Genomic DNA, 23,401 nt, shown 5'->3' with positions numbered 1-23,401 from the left:
GATATGGGGTCATGGTTGCGCTTTTTCCACTGGCGCGGACGCCGCTGCTGCGGCAGCCGACGCGGCGAGCGGCTTTTCCACCACCACGCGGCGCGAGTCGCGGCCGATCACCTGCATTGGCAGGCCTTCCTTGAGGAGTCGGTCATAGGTGGGCGGCGGGATCAGCGCGAGCGCATAGCGGTCGGCCTTCCAGCGTTCGATCCAGGCGTCGACCGACGGAATCCATTTCTGCGGTTCGACGGATACGCCGAACGCCAGTTCGTCCGCGTGCTCGACCATGATCATGGTGTGGTCGACATAGAACGGCAGCGTGTGGTCGAGCACGCCCACCGAGTAGAACGGCGTGTCGGCCGGCAGCTTCGCGATCTCCGCCTTGATGGCCGGCGCGAGCGGCGCGCCGGAGCTCAGGCGGCCGAACACGTCGTGGCCCGTGCCGGCGATGGTGCCGAGCAGCAGCCACGCCGCGCCGAAGGTGGCGACGGCGCCGAGGCCGCCGGCCCGGCTGCGGCGATTCAGCCACAGCGCGGCCAGCGTCAGCACGAAGGCGACGGCGAGCGCCGCCAGCACCCATGTGCGGTACTCGGCATACAGTTCGGCCGGATTGCGGGCGCTGCCGAAGCGCGACAGGAACAGCGAGGCGAACGCGGCCACCACGAGAAAGAGCGCGTAGCCGGCCAGATGGCGGCGCAACTGGTCGCGCGTGACGAGCGGAAGATACATGCCGATCAGGAGCGCGATCGGCGGCGCGATGGGCAGCGTGTAGGAGAGCAGCTTCGAATGCGACGCGCTGAAAAACAGGAAGATGAAGACGGTCCACGTCAGCATCAGCGTGACGGGCGCAAAGCCGTTCGGCTGGCGCGGCAGGCGCAACGCGTGGCGCACGCTCTGCACGGTCACCGAGAGCCATGGCAGGAAGCCCACCAGCAGCACCGGCACGAAGTAGTAGAACGGCCCCGGACGGTTCTGCTCAGGCGTCAGATAGCGCTTGAACTGCTGCACGATGAAGAAGAAATTCAGGAATTCCGGGTTGCGCTGCTGCACCAGTACGAACCATGGCGTGACGATCGCGAAGAACACGATCAGGCCGCCGATCAGATGCAGGCGCTTCCATACGGCCCAGTCGCGCGCGATCAGCGTGTAGAGCACGAGCACGGCGCCCGGCAGGATCACGCCGACGAGCCCCTTGGACAGCACCGCCAGCGCCATCGAGCCCCAGCACACCCACATCCAGCCGCGCACGCGGCTGCCCGGCAGGTTGGGGCGCTGTGCGAGCAGCAGCGCGCACAACGTCAGTTCCATCCAGAACGACAGGCCCATGTCGAGCGTGTTGAAGTGGCCCATCAGGTTCCAGTACGGCGAGGTCGCCAGCACGATCGCCGCGAATACGCCGGTCGCCGTGTTGAACACGCGCTGGCCGGTGAAGCCGATCAGCAGCACGCCGGCGAAGCCCGTCAGTGCGGTGTAGAGCCGCGCCTGCCATTCGCCGATGCCGAACCACGCGAACGTGAGCGCGTTCGCCCACGTTTGCAGCGGCGGCTTTTCGAAATACTTATAGCCGTTGTAGCGCGGCGTGATCCAGTCGCCGGTGACGAACATCTCGCGCGCCATCTCGGCGTAGCGGCCTTCGTCGCTCGGCAGCAGGTGGCGCCAGCCGAGCGGCACGAACCAGATCACGGCGAGGGCCAGCACCAGCAGCAGAACGGTGGTGCGGTTGAGCGGTAGCCTTGTGGGCGTATCGTTCATGGATTTCAACCTTTGTGGCGACGCCGCGTGGGCGGCGAAGCGGTGTTGTTCGGAAATGGCAAGCGGCCATGCGAGGCGGCGATCCGCAAGGCGGCTTGCGCGTTGCGGGACTGCCGTCTTCGCGGCGCGCGTGCGTCGGACTCGCCGCGCGGCGTCCCGGTCGCCTGCGCCCGCGGCCGGCCCCGACGGCGGCGGCTTCACCTGCCGCTAACAGGGCGCCGACAGGGCGCCGCCGCAGGCGCGCGGTCGCGCCGGTACTGCCGGTACTGCCTTCAATGGCGCGCAGTGTACGTTATCGGCCGCGACGCGGCCAGGGCGAGCAGTCGGTCCGGCGGCGCGAGCGCCCCGGATACGGCGCGCAACAGGCCGCGGCCGATCGCTCCAGCGCGGCTTCGCGGGCACGCGCTACGCTTCGATCAGCAGCGCGGCCGCGACCTTGCGGCCCTCGGCCATCAAAATGTTGTACGTGCGGCAGGCGGCCTTGAAGTCCATGGTTTCGACGCCGATGCGCTTCGCCGTGAGCGCGGCGGTCAGGCGCGGATGCGGAAAGCGCAGCCGTTCGCCGCTGCCGAACACGACCACTTCGGGCGCGGAGTCGACCAGCATCGCAAAGTGCTCGGCGCTCAGTTGCTCGAAGGAAGAGACGGGCCAAGGGATGACCGGCGCGTCCGGCAGCACGAGAAGGCTGCCCGAATGGCGCACCAGATTGATTTCGACATAGTCGGCGCCGTAACCGGTGACGGTGTTCAGGGCGCCGCTCGAATCCTGATGTAATTTCAAATTGGTTTTCCGAAGTCGTCGTGAGACATCATGCGTGTTGGCGGCCCGGCCGGGCGGGGCCGGGCGGGGCGATTCGACGCGAGTGGAACACGCGAATGGGGCAGAAGCGGCCGAAAAGGCTTGCCGATGCGGTTGGTGCATTGCGGAAGTCGGCCAAAATCCGCTAAATTATAACTTTTTAGCCGCCTCGCGGCGCCCCTCGCTCATATGCCGCCACAAGCCGCGCTGAGCCGAAGGGTGCGGCCCACCGGCTACCCGCCTTGGTTTTGCCCGCTTTCGGCCGATTTCCGCCGCTTTTCGTCGGTTCTGTCTGCGTTCGTCAGCGCGAGAAAGCCTCGCGAAGCGGCCTCGCGCAGCGGCTCGACGAATGGGCTCCGTGATTCGACCCGATCCGCGTCCGCCGGTCGCCGCTTGCCGTCACCGGCCGTGCCGCGCCCGAATTCCCCATAGGGCGAACCTGCCCGCCCGCTATATTGTTTGCGCGCGCCGGTTTGCCCAAGTCATCAACCAGGATGAAGTGCCCGCCGTGAAACCGATACTCAAATCCAACAAGTTGTTGAATGTCTGCTATGACATTCGCGGGCCCGTCCTCGAACATGCGAAGCGGCTCGAGGAAGAGGGCCACCGCATCATCAAGCTGAACATCGGCAATCTCGCGCCGTTCGGCTTCGACGCGCCGGACGAAATCATCCAGGACATGATCCTGAACCTGCCGGGTTCGTCGGGTTATTCCGACTCCAAGGGAGTGTTCGCCGCGCGCAAGGCGATCATGCATTACACGCAGCAAAAGGGCGTGCACGGGGTCGAGCTGGACGACATCTATATCGGCAACGGCGCGTCCGAGCTAATCGTGATGGCGCTTCAGGGCCTCCTGAACGATGGCGACGAAGTGCTGCTGCCCGCGCCGGACTATCCGCTGTGGACCGCCGGCGTGAGCCTGTCGGGCGGCACGCCGGTGCACTACATCTGCGACGAATCGAATAGCTGGATGCCCGACCTCGACGACATTCGCGCGAAAATCACGCCGAATACGCGCGCGCTCGTGGTCATCAACCCGAACAACCCGACCGGCGCGCTGTATTCGGACGAACTGCTGCTCGGCCTGATCGAGATCGCCCGCCAGCACGGCCTCGTGATCTTCGCCGACGAGGTCTACGACAAGATCGTCTACGACGGCAAGAAGCACACGTCGATGGCGGCGCTCTCCGAAGACGTGCTCACGGTCACGTTCAACAGCCTGTCGAAGAGCTACCGGTCGTGCGGTTATCGCGCCGGCTGGATGTTCATTTCAGGCCTGACCGCCGGCGAGAACCGCCGCCACGCGAAAGACTACTTCGAAGGGCTCGGCATTCTGGCTTCCATGCGCCTGTGCCCGAACGTGCCGGGCCAATACGCGATCCAGACCGCGCTCGGCGGCTACCAGAGCATCAACGACCTGATCGTGCCGACCGGGCGCCTGTACAAACAGCGCGAACTCGCGTATGACATGTTGACGGCGATCCCCGGCGTGAGTTGCGTGAAGCCCGAAGCGGCGCTGTACATGTTCCCGCGGCTGGACCCGAAGATCTATCCGATCAAGGACGACCAGCAGTTCATCCTCGACCTGTTGCTGGAAGAGCGCGTGCTGCTTGTGCAGGGCACCGGCTTCAACTGGAAAACGCCGGATCATTTCCGCGTCGTGTTCCTGCCGAACGTGGACGACCTCGCGGATTCGATCAACCGGATCGCGCGCTTCCTCGACGGTTACCGCAAGCGTCACACGGCCTAGCGCACAATAGCGCGCATGGCGGGGCACGGCTCGCGGGACATGCGGGTCCGCGTCGCGCCGTCCGGAACGCGCCAGACCTGTTTACTTTTAATCATCTACTCGAAAACACACGCTGCATGGAACCGATCAAAGTTGGACTGCTGGGCTTCGGCACGGTAGGCAGCGGCACCTTCACGGTACTGCGCCGCAATCAGGAAGAAATCAAACGCCGCGCGGGCCGCGGCATCGAGATTGCGCGCATTGCCGTGCGCAATCCCGCCAAAGCGAGCGCGGCGCTCGGCGTCGAGGCCGGCACCGTGGCGCTGACCGACGACTTCAATGCGGTGGTCGACGACCCGTCGATCGATATCGTGGCCGAGATGATCGGCGGCACGGGCGTGGCGCGCGACCTCGTTCTGCGCGCGATCAAGAACCGCAAGCACGTGGTGACCGCCAACAAGGCGCTACTCGCGGTGCACGGCACGGAGATTTTCGAAGCGGCACGCGCCAACGGCGTGATGGTGTCGTTCGAGGCGGCGGTGGCGGGCGGCATTCCGATCATCAAGGCGCTGCGGGAAGGTCTGACGGCCAACCGCATCCAGTACATCGCCGGCATTATCAACGGCACCACGAACTACATTCTTTCGGAAATGCGCGACCGCGGGCTCGATTTCGCGACCGCGCTCAAAGCCGCGCAGGAACTCGGTTATGCCGAGGCCGACCCGACCTTCGACATCGAAGGCGTGGACGCCGCGCACAAGGCGACCATCATGAGCGCGATCGCGTTCGGCGTGCCGGTGCAGTTCGACAAGGCTTACGTCGAAGGCATCAGCAAGCTCGCGGCGATCGACATCAAATACGCCGAGGAACTCGGCTACCGCATCAAGCTGCTCGGCATCACGCGCCGCACGGATAAAGGCATCGAGTTGCGCGTGCATCCCACGCTGATTCCCGAAAAACGCCTGCTGGCGAACGTGGAAGGCGCGATGAACGCGGTCGTCGTGCACGGCGACGCGGTCGGCACCACGCTGTACTACGGCAAGGGCGCGGGCGCCGAGCCCACGGCTTCCGCGGTGGTGGCCGATCTGGTCGACGTGACGCGTCTGCACACGGCCGACCCGGAGCACCGCGTGCCGCATCTGGCGTTCCAGCCGGACAGCCTGTCGAGCACCCCGATCCTGCCGATCGACGAAGTCACGAGCGGCTACTACCTGCGCTTGCGGGTGGCGGACGTGACCGGCGTGCTGGCCGACATCACCCGCATTCTGGCCGACACCGGCATTTCGATCGACGCGCTGCTGCAGAAGGAATCGGAGCAGGTCGACGCGAACGGCAAGGGCGAAACCGACATCATCCTGATTACGCACGAAACGGTCGAAAAGCACGTCAACGCCGCGATCAAGACGATCGAAGCGCTGAAGACCGTTGTCTCGCAAGTCACGAAGCTGCGCATGGAAGCGCTGAACTAGGCCGAACTATGAACTACCTGTCCACCCGCGGCGCCGGCGCCGGCGAGCACCACACCTTTGCTGACATCCTGCTCGGCGGTCTCGCCAAAGACGGCGGCCTGTATCTGCCCGTCGAGTATCCGCGCGTCACCGCTGACGAACTGACGCGCTGGCGCACCCTGCCGTACGCGGACCTCGCCTTCGAGATCCTGTCCAAATTCGTCGACGACATTCCCGCCGAAGATCTGCGAGCCATCACGCGCAAGACCTACACCGCGGCCACCTACTGCAACGTGCGCGACGACGAAAGCGCCGCGCAGATCACGCCGCTGAAGACGCTGGGCGTGGAGAACGGCGCGCCGCTGTCGCTGCTGGAACTGTCGAACGGGCCGACGCTCGCGTTCAAGGACATGGCGATGCAGCTGATCGGCAACCTGTTCGAATACGCGCTGGACAGACACGGTCAGACGCTCAACATTCTCGGCGCGACCTCCGGCGACACCGGCAGCGCCGCGGAATACGCGATGCGCGGCAAGAAGGGCATCAGCGTGTTCATGCTGTCGCCGCACAGGAAGATGAGCGCGTTCCAGACCGCGCAGATGTACAGCCTGCAGGATCCGAACATCTTCAACATCGCGGTGGAAGGTGTGTTCGACGACGCGCAGGACATCGTCAAAGCGGTCTCGAACGATCACGCGTTCAAGGCGAAGTACAAGATCGGCACGGTCAACTCGATCAACTGGGCGCGCGTCGTCGCGCAGGTCGTGTACTACTTCAAGGGCTACTTCGCGGCCACCAGGTCGAACGACGAGCGCGTGTCGTTCACGGTGCCGTCGGGCAACTTCGGCAATGTGTGCGCGGGCCATATCGCGCGCATGATGGGGTTGCCGATCGAGAAGCTGGTGGTGGCGACGAACGAGAACGACGTGCTCGACGAGTTTTTCCGCACGGGTATTTACCGCGTGCGCAAGGCGGCCGAGACGTATCACACCAGCAGCCCGAGCATGGACATTTCGAAGGCTTCCAACTTCGAGCGTTTCGTATTCGATCTGCTCGGCCGCGACCCGGCGCGCGTGCTGCAACTGTTCCGCGACGTCGAGGAGAAGGGCGGTTTCGACCTCGCCGCGAGCGGCGACTTCGCGCGCGTGCAGCAATTCGGTTTCGTATCGGGCCGCAGCAGCCACGAATCCCGCGTGGAGACGATCCGCGACGTGTTCGAGCGCTACGACACGATGATCGACACCCATACGGCCGACGGCCTGAAGGTCGCGCGCGAACATTTGCAACCGGGTATTCCGATGATCGTGCTGGAGACGGCGCAACCGATCAAGTTCGGCGAAACGATCCGCGAGGCGCTCCTGCGCGAACCGGAGCGGCCGGCGGCGTTCGCGGGCCTCGAATCGCTGCCGCAGCGCTTCGAGGTGTTGCCGGCGGACGTGCAGCGCGTGAAGGACTTTATCGTGGCGAACGTCGGCGCGTAAGTCTCATTCGCCGTTGCCGTAACGCGCGAGGGACTCCACGGCTCACGCAGCCTGTCCGCCGCGCGCCTCGCGCGCCATGTAAGAGGCGCTTGCCGCGAGACTCGCGGCAAGCGCCCACACTCCAGAAATCCCCTCATCACGCCACGCAGCCCAGGCTTCCTGCTTCGACCGCTACAATATTCTTTTAACCTGCGGCTTCGAGACCAGAGATGTCCACACCCACGCCCCGCGCGCCGATGCTAGCCACCGCCGAAGCCCTGGCGACTCTGCTCAGCGCAGCGAGCCCGATTGCCGGCACAGAATCGATCCCCACGCTGGAAGCGCTGAACCGTGTTCTCGCGGCCGACGTCACTTCACCGCTCGACGTCCCGCCGATGAACACCAGTGCAATGGACGGCTACGCGGTCCGCACGGCCGATCTGACGGCTCAGGGCGCTATCCGCTTGCCGGTCTCGCAACGCATTCCGGCCGGTCATGCGCCGGAGCCGCTGACGCCCGGCACGGCGGCGCGCATCTTCACCGGCGCTACTGTGCCGTCCGGCGCCGACGCGATCGTGATGCAGGAGCAAGCCGAGGTGGCCGGCGCGGAGGTCACGCTTCTGCACAGCCCGCAACCGGGCGAATGGATCACGGCGCAAGGCGCGGATATCCGCAGCGGCTCGGTGATCCTTCCGGCGGGCACGCGGCTCACGCCACAAGCTTTGGGGCTCGCCGCCTCGGTGGGCTACGCGCGGCTCGAAGTGCGGCGGCGCGTCAAGGTCGCCGTCTTCTTCACCGGCGACGAGCTGACCATGCCGGGCGAGCCGCTCAAGCCTGGCGCGATCTACAACTCGAACCGTTTCACGCTGCGTGGCTTGCTGGAAAAACTCGGCTGTGAAGTCACCGACTACGGCATCGTCGCCGACAAGCTCGACGCGACCCGCGCGACGTTGCGCGAAGCCGCCGAGGCACATGACCTGATCCTGACCTGCGGCGGCGTGTCGGTGGGCGAGGAGGATCATGTGAAGCCGGCTGTGGAAGCGGAGGGGCGTCTGGCGATGTGGCAGATCGCGATGAAGCCGGGCAAGCCGCTCGCCTTCGGCGCGGTGCGCCGTGGAGCGCAACGCGACGGGGCTGCGGCGGCACCGGATTCGGCATCGGCTGAAACCTTCTTTATCGGCCTGCCGGGCAATCCGGTGTCCAGTTTCGCGACCTTCCTGCTGTTCGTGCGGCCGTTCATTCTGAGTCTGGCCGGCGTGCAGGCGGTCGCGCCGCGCACATTATCGCTGCGCGCGGATTTCACGCAGAGCAAGGCCGACCGCCGCAACGAATTCCTGCGTGCGCGTATCAACCCGGCCGGCGGGCTCGACCTGTTTGCGAACCAGAGCTCGGCTGTGCTGACTTCGACCGTGTGGGGCGACGGCCTGATCGACAATCCGCCGAATCACGCGATCAGCGCGGGCGAGACCGTGCGCTTCATTCCTTTTTCCGAATTGCTGAACTGAGGCCGGTAAGCGCCGGCGGCATCCCGATGAAGATCCAACTCCGATATTTTGCTAGCGTGCGAGAAGCGCTCGATCTGGCCGACGAAACCGTCGATCTGCCCGACGGCATTGCGACTGTCGGCGACGTGCGCGCGTGGCTGCGCGTGCGCGGCGGCGTCTGGGCCGAGACCCTCGCCGAGGGCCGCGCGCTGCGCATGGCTTGCAACCACGTGATGACGGGCGCCGGCACTCGCGTCACCGAGGGCTGCGAAGTCGCGTTCTTTCCGCCCGTCACCGGTGGCTAAGCCGCCACGCCGCTAACCGCCCAGGAGCCCCAGATGCCCGTTCGCGTCCAGACGGAAGATTTCGACCTCACCGCCGAGGTCGCCGGGTTGCGCGCGCGCAATCCGAAGATCGGCGCGGTTGCCTGCTTTGTCGGCACCGTGCGCGATCTGAACGACGGCAGCACGGTCGAGACGATGGAGCTCGAACATTATCCCGGCATGACGGAGAAGTCGCTGGAGGCGATCATCGTCGACGCGCGCGAACGCTGGCCGGGCATCGAGGTGTTGATCGTGCACCGGGTCGGCAAGCTGTACCCGCTCGACCAGATCGTGCTGGTCGCGACGACGGCCGCGCATCGCGGCGACGCTTTCGCGTCGTGCGAATTCGTGATGGACTATCTGAAGACCCAGGCGCCGTTCTGGAAGAAAGAGAAGACCGAGGCCGGCGAACGCTGGGTCGATGCCCGTGTCACCGACGACGCGGCGCTCGCCCGCTGGGGTATCGAATCGGGCAATCGGGCGGCGGAGTAGGAGCGGGTCCGGGTTCGGGCGCGGGATTCTCGAACCAGTGAACCCCTTGACGCCGTTCTCGGAAGTTCCGGAGGTGCGCCCTCGTCGCGATGCCTGCCGGGCGGCTGGACGGGCGTAACACGGCCGGCAGCCCGTGCGCAGAGTTCATTCGTCCCGCGAGCGGCCGACGATCCGCGTCGGAAACGGCTCACCAGCCGGGCGCGCCGCGTGCCCGGCGTCGTCACCATCGCGCGGAGGCCGTTTGGGCGCGACCCGTTCCAGCAGCGCCTGTTGTTCCTCCGGAATCGTGTAGTCCCAACCGAAACGGCTCAACTGCAGACTCTGCGCGATACGCAGCGCCGGTTCCATGAAGCGGACCGCCGCGGCCGGCTGATAGCGCGACTGGACCGTGTCGAGAAACAGATACAGCCAGCGGCTGAAGTGCTGCGGCTCGATGCCCTCGAGCGGCTGATGCGCCTGCTGCACGTTGCCGCGGTATTGCTTCGCGCCGAGCACGAGGCTGCCCCAGAAGGTGCACATCTTGGGCAGGTGATCGTCCCAACGCCCCGCCAGCGTAGCGTCGAAGACCGGGCCGAGTAGCGCATCGGCACGTACGCGCTCGTAAAAGGCATAGACCAGTTCGCGGATGTTCGCTTCGGTAGGGTGGGCGGCGCGTTCGACGGCCGGCGCGGCGGGGAAGGACGGGTTCATGCAGATTCCAGAAGACGCGGCGCTTCGTTGGGTCGCGGCACGCTGCCGCACTATGTCAGAAATGGCCTCAAACCGGAGCCCAAACGAACGGAAGTAGGCCGCGAATACCCCGCTTTTCGTAAGAATGCCCCAGGCAGGAAACGTTACCATTACTGCCGGAACATACACTCCGCCTATCTGCGCAGAACAACAAAATATGCGTAGCGCCTGCATCTTAGGGCGAAGGGACGGCCCACGGCAACCCTTGCGTCGACGCGGTTATCCCCCGGATCGCGGCTTGCGCTCATGTGATACCTGCAGCTATGAGACTGACCGACTATACGGATTACTCACTACGCGTTTTGCTATACCTGGCCGTTCGCGACGAAGGCTTGTCGACGATCCAGGACATTTCAGACGCGTACGGCATCTCCAAGAACCACTTGATGAAGGTCGTGCAGCAGCTCGGCGAACTGGGGTGGGTCGAAACAGTGCGCGGGCGCAATGGCGGCCTGCGGCTGGCGGCGAAAAGCAGTGCGCTGACGGTCGGCGAGGTCGTGCGCGCGACGGAAAGCGACTTTGCGCTGGTCGGTTGCTTTCCGGACCAGCAGGGTGAGCGCCGGGGTTGCGTCATTTCACCGCAATGCCGACTGCGAGGCGCGCTCGAAGCGGCGCGCCACGCCTTCCTCTGCGAGCTCGACCGGCATACCATTGGCGAGGTGGCGCAGCCGCACGGCCCGCTGTCCGCGCTGCTCGGCTTGAGCGGCGTGATTCCGATCGTACCGGCGGCGCCGGCCGGCGGCAGTCCCGCGCCGCTTACCTGAAAGTGGTGAGGCAGTTCTCTTGCGTCAAACGTCAAATAATCGTCGCCTGATGCAAGAAAGCGCTTGAAACCTGGATAAAACGCCTCATTTGGTGGTAATCGAAATTGGAGGTCTCTTGATGAGAATCGACAAACTCACCACTAAATTCCAGGAAGCCCTGGCGGATGCGCAAAGTCTGGCCGTCGGCCATGACAATCAATACATCGAACCGGTTCACGTCCTGTCGGCGCTCGTCGCCCAACAGGATGGCTCGGCTCGCTCGCTGCTCTCGCGTGCCGGCGTGCACGTCCAGGCGCTGCAAACGGCGCTGGGCGACGCGATGACGCGTCTGCCGCAGGTGCAGGGCACCGACGGCAACGTGCAGATCGGCCGCGAGCTGACCGGCTTGCTGAACCAGGCCGATAAGGAAGCGCAAAAACTCAACGACACGTTCATCGCGAGCGAGATGTTCCTGCTCGCGGTCGCGGACGACAAAGGCGAAGCCGGACGTCTCGCGCGTCAGCACGGCTTGTCGCGCAAGTCGCTCGAAAGCGCGATTGCCGCGGTGCGCGGCGGCTCGCAAGTGCACAGCCAGGACGCCGAAAGCCAGCGTGAAGCGCTGAAGAAGTACACGGTGGACCTGACCGAGCGCGCGCGGGCCGGCAAGCTCGATCCGGTGATCGGCCGCGACGACGAAATCCGTCGTTCGATCCAGATCCTGCAACGCCGCACCAAGAACAACCCGGTGCTGATCGGCGAACCGGGCGTGGGTAAGACCGCGATCGTCGAAGGTCTGGCGCAGCGCATCGTCAACGGCGAAGTGCCGGAAACCCTCAAGGGCAAGCGCGTGTTGTCGCTGGATATGGCGGCGTTGCTGGCCGGCGCCAAGTATCGCGGCGAGTTCGAAGAGCGGCTGAAGGCCGTACTGAACGACATCGCGAAAGACGAAGGCCAGACCATCGTCTTTATCGACGAAATTCACACCATGGTCGGCGCGGGCAAGGCCGAAGGCGCGATGGACGCGGGCAACATGCTCAAGCCCGCGCTCTCGCGCGGCGAGTTGCACTGCGTCGGCGCGACCACGCTCGACGAATATCGCAAGTACATCGAAAAGGATGCCGCGCTCGAACGCCGCTTCCAGAAGGTGCTGGTCGACGAGCCGACGGTGGAAGCCACCATCGCGATCCTGCGCGGCTTGCAGGAAAAGTACGAACTGCACCACGGCGTGGATATCACCGATCCGGCGATCGTCGCGGCGGCAGAGCTGTCGCATCGCTACATCACGGATCGGTTTCTGCCGGACAAGGCCATCGACCTGATCGACGAAGCGGCTTCGAAGATCAAGATGGAAATCGACTCGAAGCCGGAAGAGATGGACCGGCTCGACCGTCGCTTGATCCAGTTGAAGATCGAGCGCGAAGCCGTCAAGAAGGAAAAAGACGAAGCGTCGCAAAAGCGCCTGCAACTGATCGAAGAGGAAATCGAGCGGCTGGATCGCGAATATTCGGACCTCGAAGAAATCTGGACTGCGGAAAAAGCCGCGGTGCAGGGCAGCGCGCAACTGAAGGAAGAGATCGAAAAGACCCGCGCGGAAATCACGCGCCTGCAACGTGAAGGCAAGCTGGAGAAGGTCGCCGAGTTGCAGTACGGCAAGCTGCCCGGTCTCGAAGCGCAGTTGAAGGAAGTCACTCAGGCCGAGGCGAAAGAGCAGAATAATCCGACGCGGCCGCGTTTGCTGCGCACGCAGGTCGGTGCGGAAGAAATCGCCGAAGTCGTGTCGCGTTCCACCGGCATTCCCGTGTCGCGCATGATGCAGGGTGAGCGTGAAAAGCTGCTGCAGATCGAAGAGAAACTGCACGCGCGCGTGGTCGGCCAGGACGAGGCGATCAGCGCGGTGGCCGATGCGATCCGCCGCTCGCGCGCGGGTCTGTCGGATCCGAACCGGCCGTATGGCTCGTTCCTGTTCCTCGGCCCGACCGGCGTGGGCAAGACCGAGTTGTGCAAGGCGCTTGCGTCGTTCCTGTTCGATTCGGAAGACCATCTGATCCGTATCGACATGAGCGAATTCATGGAGAAGCACAGCGTCGCGCGTTTGATCGGTGCGCCGCCGGGATACGTCGGCTACGAAGAAGGCGGGTATCTGACCGAAGCCGTGCGCCGCAAGCCGTATAGCGTGATCCTGCTCGACGAAATCGAGAAGGCGCATCCGGACGTGTTCAACGTGCTGCTGCAAGTGCTCGACGACGGCCGGATGACCGATGGACAAGGCCGCACCGTGGACTTCAAGAACACGGTGATCGTGATGACGTCGAACCTCGGTTCGCAGGTGATCCAGTCGATGGTCGGCGAACCGCAGGAAGCGGTGAAGGACGCGGTCTGGGAAGAAGTGAAACTGCACTTCCGCCCCGAGTTCCTGAACCGGATCGACGACGTGGTGGTGTTCCACGCACTCGACCGTTCGAACATCCAGTCGATCGCGCGGATCCAGTTGCAGCGTCTGCACGAGCGGCTCGCCAAGCTCGACATGCAACTGGTTGTGTCGGACGCGGCGCTCGAGCACGTCGGCAAGGTCGGTTACGATCCGCTGTTCGGCGCGCGGCCGCTGAAGCGCGCCATCCAGCAGGAGATCGAGAACCCGGTCGCCAAGCTGATTCTGGCTGGCAAGTTCGGTCCGAAAGACGTGATTCCGGTCGAACTGGAAGGCGGCAACCTGGTGTTCGAACGCGTCGTGCATTAAGCGCAACGCGCTCTGCCAAAGACGGAACGGCGGTAGTCCAGCCGTTCCCGGCGAAGTAAAAAACGGCAACGAAGGTGACTTCGTTGCCGTTTTTTTTGGGCCGCCGACTGACCGTGCGGGCGCCGCGGCCAGGCGAGGCCGCTTACGTGCGCTCGTGCGCTTAAGCGTTGCCCTTGCCGAACAGCGCCGACAAGCCGCCGAGTGCGCCGAGCACGGTGGTGGCGTTCAGCTTGCCCTCGGCCGGCACTTCGCCTTCCGGTGTGGCTGCGTTGACCACGTGCGGCAGGATCTGCGAGAGCAGGCCGGTGACCTGATCCGGCTGCACGCCGGCTTTTGCCGCGAGATTGGTGACGCTCTCCGAGCCGAGCACGCTGTGCAGCGCATCCGCCGAGATCGGCTGGTTCTCGCCGTTGCTGACCCACGAGGTCACGACGTCGCCGAGGCCTTTTTCCTTGAAACGGTCGATCAGGCCGTTCAGGCCGCCCGGCTGGTTATTGACGAATTCGAGCGCGGCTGCGACCAGGGCTTGTTGGCCACCGCCTTCGGGGGATTTTCCAACCAGGGAACCGAGTGTATCGAGTAGGCTCATGACGGTCTCTCTTGAGTGCCGACACGTGCTTGACGGGTCGGCGGGTGAAAACGCCGCGCGCATGCGCGGCGCCGTGGAAGGAAGGAGGGATGCGGCGTAACGGGGTTCCCGCGCGCATGGCCCGGACGTTACGCTGCCGGCGCTCAATCCTGTTTCGTACTCCGTTTCATTCGCACACGGTCCGTATTCGTTTTGCTCACGCACCGCCCGAGGCCGCCGCAGCCGATGCGGCCTTGCTCTTCTTCGCTTTCTTCTTCGAGGCCTTGGTGCCCGACGCGTCGGCCGGCGCCGCCGCGGTCGTGGTGGCCGGCGCGGAAGCCGCTGCTGCCTCGGATGCCGCCGCGTTGCTCTTCTTTTTCGACTTCGACGCTTTCGCGCCCGAAGCGTCCGCTGGCGCGGCCGGCGTCGTGGCTGGCGCCGCCGGGGTGGCCACGGTAGTGGCTGCCGGCGCTGCCTTGGTGCTGGCGGTGCTGCCCGGCTTGGCGGCGGGCTTGGCGCCGGTCGGTGGCGTGGACGAGCCGTTGATCGTCAGGCCGGCCGCTTCGAGGTTGGTCACCGATTTGGCGCCGATGCCTTTCACGCGCGCGGCGAGATCATCGGCGTCCTTGAATGGGCCATTCTTGGTGCGCTCGTCGATGATCGCTTTTGCATGCACCGGGCCGATACCTTTGACCGATTCGAGCGCCGCCTGATCGGCGGAGTTCACTTCAACGGCCGATGCAAATCCGGCCGACAGCGACAAAGCCAAAGCAACGCAAAGCATTAAAAGCTTCTTCAGCATGGCAAGCACTCCATTGAGGGCAAAAAAATTAGCCGCAAAGGGACGACCCGGACGACCCGGCCGGCGCCTCCTGTCGGCACGGGCTGCGCTTAAGCATAGAACAAATTGCGCGCCCTTATTTGCGAACGCGGACGATTTATACCGATCGATTGATGACAAGTAAATCAATGTGGACGAGATTTAAACCTTTTGCCTGGTTATTAGGCGTCGATGAGTGTATCGATCAAACCCATGCGCCATAAAAAACGACCGCGCAGACAAATGACAGCATGACGCGCTTGACTTAGAGTGCACTCGAAGTCCTAACCTGAGTTCCGTCATGTCGAATATCTCTAAAGCGCTCACCATCGGGCATGTAGCCGAAACGACCGGCGTATCGACGCATACGCTGCGCTACTACGAACAGGCCGGATTGATTCGCGCAGTCGGCCGCACGCAGGCCGGGCATCGCCTGTATTCGCCTGCCGATCTCGACTGGTTGCAGTTCCTGATGCGGCTCAAGGCGACCGGCATGCCGATCGCCGGCATGCAGGCGTTCGCGGCATTGCGCGCACAAGGTCAGCCGACCGTGGACGCGCGCCGCGAGATGCTGGTGGCGCATCGGGATGCGGTTTTGGCGCGAATCGCCGAGTTGCAGGTCAATCTCGGCGCGATCGTCGACAAGATCGCGCACTACGAGGCGGCCGGGCGCGCAGGCGCCGCGGATCATTCGACACGACAGACCGACGAAACCCAGGCGCATTCACATTCGCAAAAGGACTCACCATGGACCACGCACACACCGACCGCTACACCCGAGGCTGGGACAAACTGAAGGAAATCGACGGCTCGGCCGGCGAGCAGGTGATTGCCGCCCTCGCGCCGATCGCGCCGGAATTTGGCCGACTGCTGATCGAATTCGGCTTCGGCGATATTTACAGCCGCCCGCAACTCGATCTGCGCGCGCGAGAGATCGCGACGATTGCGTCGCTCGCCACGCTCGGCTGCGCGCAGCCGCAGCTGAAGGTGCATATCGAGGCGGCGTTGAACGTCGGCTGCTCGCGCGAGGAGATCGTCGAGGTGTTCATGCAAATGGCGCTCTATGCGGGCTTCCCGGCGGCATTGAATGCGCTGTTTGCCGCCCATGAGATTTTCGAGCGGCATGATCGGGCGTCTGGCGACGCGCAATCTGTGAAGTCGGAGCAGAGGCTGGAGGCCCACGCCGGTTGAGATCGCACGCCGCGCGGCGCGGTGCCGACAGTGGGGCAGGCGGCGCGCTTTGCGTGGCCGCTTTTTTGTGAATTATGACGCAACTAACGGTCGATGATTGATTGCCTGCCCAACAGCGCTTTCGCGGTCGACCGCAATCCCACCGTTTCGCAGCGACACTGGCCCGGCAATCCTGCGGCCTCCCACCGCTTTCTCAAGCCGTCGAATCGACCCGAAGCGCCGGATCGGCATGCAAATACCGCTTGCTCACCACCCGCCAGTACATCAACAGGCCGATGCCGGCAATCGCCAGACTCGCGGTATTCGCCACCCAGAAGCCGCGCGCGCCAGTCAGCCATTCCGGGGTCACGCCGCTCACGTTGAAGCCGAGCATATAGCCGCCGCCGAGCCCCACGCCCCACAGCGCCACTGCGTAGATCACGGTCGGCACGACCGCCACCTTGTACGCGCGCAGCACGAACGCGGTGGTGATCTGCAAGGCGTCGAACAGGTGATAGCACGCGACGATCAATACCAGCGGCAAGGCCGCCGCCACCACCTGCGCATTCGGCGTGTAGCCTTCGATGATGAAAGGCCGCAGCGCCAGCACGATCGCGGCGTAACAGCAGGCGATCGCCACGGCCATCATGATGCCGTGACGCGAGAGCGTGCGCGCCGCTTCCGGGCGATGCGCGCCGAGCGCCTGCGCGACCAGCGTCGACGAAGCAATGCCGATCGACAGCGGCGTCATATACAGCACCGCGCCGATATTGCCGGCGATCTGGTGACCGGCGAGCGTCGTCGTGCCGAAGCGCGCGATGAAGAGCGCCATGAACGTGTACGAGGTGACTTCGATCAGGTAGGACAGGCCCATTGGAATGCCCAGCCGCAGTTGCGCCGCCTGGCGCCGCCAGACCGGCCAGCAGAAGCGCGCGAAGATCGCGAACGGCTGGAATACGTCGACCCTCGTCAGCAACACCATGCCGAGCATGGCGAGCCCCCAGTTGATCGTGGTGCTGGCGAGCGCACAACCGGGGCCGCCCAGCGCCGGCACACCGAGCCCGCCGAAGATGAACCACGTATTGAGCGGCACCTTGAGCAGCAGCGCGCCGATTTGCAGGATCATCACGAGCCGCGGTTTGCCGACGGCGTTGGTGACCGAACTGTAGACGCGAAAAGCGAGGCCGGCCGGCAAGCCGAAAGCCAGAATCCGCAGGTAGGCGACCGTGCGGTCGTGCAGCGCTTCGGGCACGCGCGCCAGATGCAGCACGGGACCGGGGAAGAACAGGATCAGGAAGCCGATCACGGTCAGCGCCAGCGCGAGCCACAGGGCCTGACGAACTTCCTCGCCGATTTCGCTGTAGCGGCGCGCGCCGTAGAGTTGCGCGGTGATCGGCTGCAGCGCGGTCAGAATGCCGGTCAGGCCGATGTAGACGGAAATGTAGATCGACGAGCCAAGACCGAGCGCGGCCAGATCGACCGCGGAGTAGCGGCCGACCATCGCCGTGTCGATCACGCCGAACGCGATGATCGCCAGTTGGCCGATCAACACGGGCCATGCGAGGCCGGCGATTTTCCGTACGTCGGCGAGCATGTTCAGCCGGGCTTCTTGTGCCAGTTGCGGCGTTTGATGACCGGCGGTTTCGGACGGTCGATACGCACGTACAGACGGAAGCGTTCGTCGCGGTCGGCCACGCGGCGGCCTTCCCACACCAGCTTCCAGACGAAGTCGGACATCGCGCTCGGTTCGCCGTAATCCTGTGTGTCCTGGCGCAGGATCACGTCGCAATCCTGGTCGAAGGCGAAATGCATGTCGCCGAAATAGGCGAAGGTCGCGATCTGCGCATTGCCGAGGCGCACCGGCGAGATGCAGGTGTAGTCGTCCGGCAGGTGGGCGGAGATCTGTTCGGCCACGTCCTTATAGGTCCGGCTGTAGTTGACGACGGGCAGCCACAGCGTCATGAGGAGCACCCACATCAAGGTGGTGCCGGCGCTCGAGAGCACCACGCTGCGCCACAAGACTTTCGGATGACGGGCGAGGCGCCATTGCACCAGCACGAACCAGCAGACCGTCACGGCGACCGCGCAGACGAACGACAGGATCTTGAACTGCGGCGCGAAGCCCGGCGCGAGACGCGCGAGGTTGCGCGCGAGCGGATGCGGGAAGCCGGTCAGCCCCGCAATGTAGACCAGCCACACGAAGCTGCCGAGAATCGTGAAGCTCAGGAGCGCGAACCAGTCGATCGCGTTGATCGCGCCGCGTTTGAGCGTGGGCAGCGCAAATGCGGCCAGCACCGCGAGCGGCGGCAGCAACAGCATGTAAAGCCGGTTGGATTGGTGGCTTTGCAGGACCACCAGCACGAACAGCGGCCCGATCACCGAAAGCGGAATCGCCACGTGCGGCGCGCGCCGCAGCCCCGACCAGCTGAACCACGCCCAGAGTGCCAGCGGCCAGGCCGGCCAGGTGAAGAGCGGCAGGTTTTTCAGCGCGTAGCCGGCGACCGAACCCGGCGGCCCGGCGAACGAGCTCAAGCTGACGTGCACCCATTGATTGAGGTACCAGACGGCGTCGTCGGGGAAGGTCGCGAGCGCGGCGACCGGCCATGCCGCCGACACCACGAGCGCCACCGGCAAACCCGCGAGCAGCAGCCAGCGCGAGCGCGTCTCGCGCACGATCAGGGTCATCGCCAGCGTGCCGAGCAGCAGCGCGCCGACCAGCACCGGACTGCTGGCGAGAGTGACGAAAGCGATGGCGAGACCCCAGATCAGCGCGCCCTGAATCGGCTTGTCGATCATGCGCACGAGCCCGTACACGAGCATCGCGATGCCGCAGAACTGCGCGAGCTGCGGCGTGGTTTCGTGGCCGCGCTCGGCGAGCCCGAAGCAGGCGAGCAGGATCAGCAGCGCGCCGTCGGCGAGGGTGCGGCCATAGTCGCGCGGTTCCGGCTCGCCGCCGAATGCGTATTTGAATGGCTGAACTTCGGCGCGCCGGCCAAGCAGATAAGCGGCATACCAGACGAACGCGCAGCCCGCGCAAAACAGCAGCCCGGTAAAGACGCGCGACGCGTTGCTCGCGTCGACCCACGGGGCGAGCGCGCGGATCGCACTGGCCCCGAACCAGTAGCCGAGCGGGCCGTCTTCAGTGAGGTATTTGCCGACCAGATTAGGCAGAAGCCAGTCGTGCGCGCTGCCGTTCGCCATGGTCCACATGACGCCGAACCCCGCTGCGTCCTCGTTCTTCCACGGATCGCGGCCGAACAGCCCGAACGATGCGTAGACGATACAGATGGTCAGCAGCAGCCAGCGCGGCAACGCACTGGTCGCTGAGGCAGTGAGGCGAACGGCAGGTCTCATGCGGTGTGTGGATATCGGATAAGCGGTGCAGCCGGGACCGGACGGCATGTCCGGCTGGAATAGCCAGATTGGAGCATCCGGCATTGTAGTCGTGCCGTGCGATGCGCGTCACGGCCGGTAACGGCTCGCAACGTGGTTCGGAGAGCGGTAACACGATTCGACGGTGTGCCGCGCTCGCTTGCGGCGGCCATTGTCGATAGATCGGCAAGGCGACAAAAAAGGGCAGCTCGCGCTGCCCTTTTTGCTCCTGCTTCGCTGCCAGCCGAACTGGCCGAACTGGCGACGAGGCGGCTATTACTTCGCTGCGACCTTGCCGGTAGCGCGCGAGCCGAACTTGTTGCGGAACTTCTCGACGCGGCCTGCCGTGTCCATGATCTTTTGCTGGCCGGTGTAGAACGGATGCGATTCCGACGACACTTCGATCTTGGCGAGCGGGTAGGTCTTGCCTTCGAATTCGGCGGTTTCACGCGTCTGGATGGTCGAGCGCGTCACAAACTTGAAGTCGTTCGACACGTCGATGAACAGAACTTCGCGGTAATCCGGGTGAATGCCTTCTTTCATGGTCTTTCCTTTAATCTGGCGGTAGCCAACCCGCGTGCGACCGTATTTGAACGGACCGCATCTAGGCGCGAGCCACTTGCCTATGGTCGAAAAACGGCGATTATGCCAGAAAATCAGTCGCTTGACGACTTTTGTGCCAGCCTTTTGCGAGCTACGGGCACCGTTCTCGCCGTTTGGCGGCTGGATCCCGGTGCGCGCGCGGACGGGGCGGCGCAGCTTGTCTGGCGGGCGTGGCGCGTCAGCGGATGTCAGCCCTTCGTGAAGGTCACGCCGACTCGCGCCGGATCCTGGCGGTAATAGCGCGCCAGCAGCCGGTACAACTCCGGATATTCGGCTTCGAACGCCTGCGGCCTGACGAACAGCGCCTCGCTGCAAACGGCAAAAAATTCCGATGGATGGTCCGCCGCGTACGGATCGATCAGCGAATCGCGCTCGAAGCGCGCCCAGCGGCGCTCCGGCACTGCGTCGACCTGCGCGCAGAAGCGGTCGTAGGCATGGTCGAACACATCGGCCCACGCCTGCGCGTCGAGCGGCGCGTGCCAGCGGCGCATCAGCGGCGGGTGGCCGTCCGCTTCGCCGTTCAGCATGTCGATCTTGTGCGCGAACTCGTGAATCACCACGTTGTAGGCGTCCGTGCCGTCCGTCATCTGCGCGTCTTCCCACGACAACACCACCGGGCCGCCTTCCCACGCTTCGCCGCTCGCGTCCTGTTCGACCTCGTGCACCACGCCGTCTTCGTCCTCGACGGTCTTGCGGATCACGAATTCGCCCGGATAGACGATCACGCCGACCCAGCCGCGATACAGGTCGAGGCTCAGATTCAGCACCGGCAGGCACGCCTGGGCGGCGATCGCCACGGTCATCGCGTCGGTCAACTCGAGTTCGTGCGCGGTCGAAAATTCTTTTTGCGCGAGGAACAGGCTCGTCAGTTCGCGCAGACGCGCGAGGTCCGGCGCATCGAGGTGCGCGAGGAACGGCAGGCCGTCGAGCGTGGCTTGCCAGAGCGGGTCGTCGATCGCGTAGTCGCGCAGCGCGCGCTCGCGGCGGCGTGTGCCGAGCCATTGAGTGAGTTTCGAGAGCATGGCCTGATGCAACCTCTAGTCGATCTGTGTTTGCCACGCGGCGAAGATGCCGCCGCATACCGCCACGCCGATCAGGAAATAGAAACCGTCCAGCGAGGCCAGAAAGCTGGCCTGTTGGGCGACCGTGCGGCTGAGTTCCACGAGCGCCAGCGCGTGCGCCTCGGACGGCGGGCGTCCGGCGGCGGCAAAGCCCCGCGTCAACGCCGCGAGCGAGTGCTGGAACCACGGATTGTACGGATTCACGAACTCCGCGAGCCGGCTTTGATGCAGCGCCTGCCGATGCTGCTCGACGATGATCATGGAGGCCGTCGCGAACGAAATCGTCACCTGCCGCACGATGTTTTTCAGCCGGTAGCCGTGCGTGAACTCTTCGATGGCGAAGATTCTGAAGGTCAGATTCGCCACCGGCAGCACGATGAACAGCAGCAGCAGACCGCGCAGCAACAGCGGCACCATCAACGCCGCCTCGCCGACCCCCGGCGACATGCTCGTCATCCACGCTGCCGCGAACGCGGCCACCGCGAAGCCGGGCACGATGATCCACTTCTTGCGCGGCAGCAGTTTCGCATAGCGCAGATAGATGAACAGCGCGCTCGCGGAAATCAGCGACGTCACGCCGACCAGCTGTCCGGTGTTTTCTACCGGGTAGCCAAGACCGCTTTCGAGAAAGCGCGAGATCAGATAGCTGAATACGGTCGAGATGTAGTAGTAGAACATGTAGAGCACGAGTCCGGCCCGGAACACCTTCTCGCGCAGCGCATGGAGGCGCACGAGCGGTGCCGGATGATGCCACTGATGATAGGCGAACCAGCCGAGCGCGGCGATGCCGGCGACCGTCAGCAGGATCAGTCCGGGCGATGCGCTGAACAACTGGAAGCGCACCTGCTGCATCACGATTTGCAGCGCGCCCTGGGCGAACGCAAAGATGAGGTACGGCCAGAAATGCGCGGCGCCGCGTTCGTCGGGCAGACGGTTGCCGGAGTCGGGCAGCGCGAGCGCGGCCAGCACGGCGAACAGTGCGCCCACGGGCGCGGTGCACGCGAACAGCGCGCGCCAGCCGAAATACGCGACCAGCTGGCCGCCGATCAGCGGCGCGAGCGCACTGCTCAGGACGATCAGCACGAGAAACGCGCGGGTGGCAGCGGGCCGCTGCTGCGGCTTGAAACTCATCTGGATCAGGATGCGGCAGGTGCCCATCATCGGGCCGACGAAGTAGCCTTGAAAGCCGCGCGCGAACGCCAGTTCGATCGACGATTCGCACAGCGCCGCGGCCACCGCGCCGGCGCAATAGAACACCATGCAGGCGGTCACGTAGCGCCGGTAGCCGAAGCGTTCGACCCACCATTGCTGCTGCAGGATGCCCAGCACCGCCGCGACCGCGTAGGCGCTCGACGCCCAGACCAGTTCGTCGGGCGACGCGTTGACGCCGCCCGCGATATAGCTGGCAAAGAACGAGAAGATCGAGTTGTCGAAATAGTCGAGCCCGGTGACGACGGCCAGCACCCAGGGGAAGAAATCGCCGCGCAGTTTTTCCGCGCTGAACAGCGACGCCCGAGCCGACGCCGTGCTCATGAGGATTCGCCCGGCGCGGCGTCGTCCGGGGTTTTGCCGCGCCTCGCGAGCGGTGTGCCGCCTGCCTTGGCGCGTGCGCTGCGGCGCTGCTCGAGCAAAGCGTCAGCATTTTCTCCGGCGAGGCGCCGCTGCAGGTAGTCGAGGTCGGGGCTCAGTTCGGCGCGCAGCTTCTGCGCTTCCTTCAGTTCGCGGCGCATGCTTTCGATGCGCGCGTCGAGCGCATCCACCTGTTGCGCGATGGCGTCGTGAATCTGCCGCAGCGATTCGACCGAGTAGCGTTGGCGGCCGTCGACCGGTTCGAGCGGCTGCTTGAGCATCTCCGTAATGCTGTGCAGCGAGAAGCCGAGCGAGCGCAAACGCAGAATGCGGCCGAAGCGCTTCAGGTCTTCCTCGTCGTAGAGCCGGTAGCGGCCTTCGCTGCGCGTGGGCGCGACGAGGCCACGTTCTTCGTAGTATTTCAGCGTGCGCGGTGTGACGCCGAGGCGTTCGGCGGCGTCGCGCACCGTCAGCAGAGCGGGCGAGTCCTTCGACATGATGTGTGACAGATATGACGGACTGCGGGTATTGTACTTCAACGTGTACGTTCAC

General features: G+C 64.7%; 21 protein-coding genes. 10 read left to right on the top strand and 11 right to left on the bottom strand.

The features are described from left to right. Window positions 1-9: 9 nt before the first annotated feature. The gene (locus tag CJU94_RS16150) at window positions 10-1,743 is read right to left on the bottom strand and encodes an ArnT family glycosyltransferase (protein ID WP_095420395.1); all 1,734 of its coding nucleotides are present in this window, start codon (window positions 1,741-1,743) and stop codon (window positions 10-12) included. A 405-nt stretch (window positions 1,744-2,148) separates the two neighbouring features. Next, on the bottom strand, window positions 2,149-2,523 hold the full coding sequence (locus CJU94_RS16145) for an Mth938-like domain-containing protein (protein WP_095419547.1): 375 nt from the start codon (window positions 2,521-2,523) through the stop codon (window positions 2,149-2,151). A 517-nt stretch (window positions 2,524-3,040) separates the two neighbouring features. Between CJU94_RS16145 and CJU94_RS16140 the strand changes: the two genes are divergently transcribed. From CJU94_RS16140 to CJU94_RS16115, 6 genes are all read left to right on the top strand, one after another. Further along, window positions 3,041-4,291 (top strand): pyridoxal phosphate-dependent aminotransferase, encoded by a 1,251-nt coding sequence (locus CJU94_RS16140; protein WP_095419546.1) that lies wholly within the window; start codon window positions 3,041-3,043, stop codon window positions 4,289-4,291. A gap of 116 nt (window positions 4,292-4,407) precedes the next feature. Next, window positions 4,408-5,739: a homoserine dehydrogenase gene (locus CJU94_RS16135; RefSeq protein ID WP_095419545.1), complete on the top strand. Its 1,332-nt coding sequence runs from the start codon at window positions 4,408-4,410 to the stop codon at window positions 5,737-5,739. An 8-nt stretch (window positions 5,740-5,747) separates the two neighbouring features. Continuing rightward, a complete protein-coding gene (gene thrC, locus CJU94_RS16130; protein ID WP_095419544.1) occupies window positions 5,748-7,199 on the top strand; it encodes a threonine synthase in 1,452 nt (483 codons plus the stop codon). Between the two features lie 236 nt (window positions 7,200-7,435). Next, window positions 7,436-8,683, top strand: a complete 1,248-nt coding sequence (locus CJU94_RS16125; protein ID WP_095419543.1) for a molybdopterin molybdotransferase MoeA — start codon at window positions 7,436-7,438, stop codon at window positions 8,681-8,683. Between the two features lie 26 nt (window positions 8,684-8,709). After that, window positions 8,710-8,967 carry a molybdopterin converting factor subunit 1 gene (gene moaD, locus CJU94_RS16120; protein WP_095419542.1) on the top strand — a complete coding sequence of 86 codons (258 nt, stop codon included), beginning with the start codon at window positions 8,710-8,712 and terminating at the stop codon, window positions 8,965-8,967. Window positions 8,968-9,000: 33 nt separating this feature from the next. Continuing rightward, window positions 9,001-9,477, top strand: coding sequence for a molybdenum cofactor biosynthesis protein MoaE (locus CJU94_RS16115; RefSeq protein WP_095419541.1), 477 nt, complete (start codon window positions 9,001-9,003; stop codon window positions 9,475-9,477). A gap of 144 nt (window positions 9,478-9,621) precedes the next feature. On the opposite strand, the gene CJU94_RS16110 is transcribed toward CJU94_RS16115, so the two are convergent. After that, the gene (locus tag CJU94_RS16110) at window positions 9,622-10,167 is read right to left on the bottom strand and encodes a group III truncated hemoglobin (RefSeq protein WP_095419540.1); all 546 of its coding nucleotides are present in this window, start codon (window positions 10,165-10,167) and stop codon (window positions 9,622-9,624) included. A 302-nt stretch (window positions 10,168-10,469) separates the two neighbouring features. Here CJU94_RS16110 and CJU94_RS16105 point away from each other — a divergent pair, with 302 nt between their 5' ends. Together CJU94_RS16105 and clpB are read left to right on the top strand one after the other, a co-directional pair. Then, window positions 10,470-10,970, top strand: a complete 501-nt coding sequence (locus CJU94_RS16105) for an Rrf2 family transcriptional regulator (protein WP_095419539.1) — start codon at window positions 10,470-10,472, stop codon at window positions 10,968-10,970. A 118-nt stretch (window positions 10,971-11,088) separates the two neighbouring features. After that, window positions 11,089-13,686, top strand: a complete 2,598-nt coding sequence (gene clpB / locus CJU94_RS16100; protein ID WP_095419538.1) for an ATP-dependent chaperone ClpB — start codon at window positions 11,089-11,091, stop codon at window positions 13,684-13,686. A gap of 160 nt (window positions 13,687-13,846) precedes the next feature. Here the strand turns inward: clpB and CJU94_RS16095 are convergent, their stop codons facing one another. Then, window positions 13,847-14,275: a YidB family protein gene (locus tag CJU94_RS16095; protein WP_095419537.1), complete on the bottom strand. Its 429-nt coding sequence runs from the start codon at window positions 14,273-14,275 to the stop codon at window positions 13,847-13,849. A gap of 196 nt (window positions 14,276-14,471) precedes the next feature. Continuing rightward, the gene (locus CJU94_RS16090; protein ID WP_095419536.1) at window positions 14,472-15,056 is read right to left on the bottom strand and encodes a ComEA family DNA-binding protein; all 585 of its coding nucleotides are present in this window, start codon (window positions 15,054-15,056) and stop codon (window positions 14,472-14,474) included. Window positions 15,057-15,375: 319 nt separating this feature from the next. Between CJU94_RS16090 and CJU94_RS16085 the strand changes: the two genes are divergently transcribed. Both CJU94_RS16085 and CJU94_RS16080 read left to right on the top strand, forming a co-directional pair. Further along, window positions 15,376-15,870 carry a MerR family transcriptional regulator gene (locus tag CJU94_RS16085; RefSeq protein ID WP_095419535.1) on the top strand — a complete coding sequence of 165 codons (495 nt, stop codon included), beginning with the start codon at window positions 15,376-15,378 and terminating at the stop codon, window positions 15,868-15,870. Beyond that, complete coding sequence (locus tag CJU94_RS16080; RefSeq protein ID WP_095419534.1) at window positions 15,822-16,265, top strand: carboxymuconolactone decarboxylase family protein; 444 nt, start codon at window positions 15,822-15,824, stop codon at window positions 16,263-16,265. The genes CJU94_RS16085 and CJU94_RS16080 overlap by 49 nt, the downstream gene beginning before the upstream one ends. A gap of 193 nt (window positions 16,266-16,458) precedes the next feature. Here the strand turns inward: CJU94_RS16080 and CJU94_RS16075 are convergent, their stop codons facing one another. From CJU94_RS16075 to CJU94_RS16050, 6 genes are all read right to left on the bottom strand, one after another. Beyond that, complete coding sequence (locus CJU94_RS16075; protein WP_095419533.1) at window positions 16,459-17,838, bottom strand: MATE family efflux transporter; 1,380 nt, start codon at window positions 17,836-17,838, stop codon at window positions 16,459-16,461. Between the two features lie 2 nt (window positions 17,839-17,840). Further along, window positions 17,841-19,598 (bottom strand): ArnT family glycosyltransferase, encoded by a 1,758-nt coding sequence (locus CJU94_RS16070; RefSeq protein WP_095419532.1) that lies wholly within the window; start codon window positions 19,596-19,598, stop codon window positions 17,841-17,843. Window positions 19,599-19,892: 294 nt separating this feature from the next. Next, the gene (locus CJU94_RS16065) at window positions 19,893-20,159 is read right to left on the bottom strand and encodes a type B 50S ribosomal protein L31 (protein ID WP_007182076.1); all 267 of its coding nucleotides are present in this window, start codon (window positions 20,157-20,159) and stop codon (window positions 19,893-19,895) included. A gap of 248 nt (window positions 20,160-20,407) precedes the next feature. Next, window positions 20,408-21,241 (bottom strand): M90 family metallopeptidase, encoded by an 834-nt coding sequence (locus CJU94_RS16060; protein ID WP_095420394.1) that lies wholly within the window; start codon window positions 21,239-21,241, stop codon window positions 20,408-20,410. Between the two features lie 15 nt (window positions 21,242-21,256). Then, window positions 21,257-22,813: an MFS transporter gene (locus tag CJU94_RS16055; RefSeq protein WP_095419531.1), complete on the bottom strand. Its 1,557-nt coding sequence runs from the start codon at window positions 22,811-22,813 to the stop codon at window positions 21,257-21,259. Next, window positions 22,810-23,346, bottom strand: coding sequence for a MerR family transcriptional regulator (locus CJU94_RS16050; protein WP_095419530.1), 537 nt, complete (start codon window positions 23,344-23,346; stop codon window positions 22,810-22,812). Before CJU94_RS16050 ends, CJU94_RS16055 begins: the two co-directional genes overlap by 4 nt. Window positions 23,347-23,401: the final 55 nt, after the last annotated feature.

This window comes from Paraburkholderia aromaticivorans (assembly GCF_002278075.1).
In the GTDB taxonomy this organism is placed as follows: Bacteria; Pseudomonadota; Gammaproteobacteria; order Burkholderiales; family Burkholderiaceae; genus Paraburkholderia; species Paraburkholderia aromaticivorans.
Note: the sequence above shows the minus strand (reverse complement) of the source record. Positions and strands in the feature narration are given on the sequence as shown.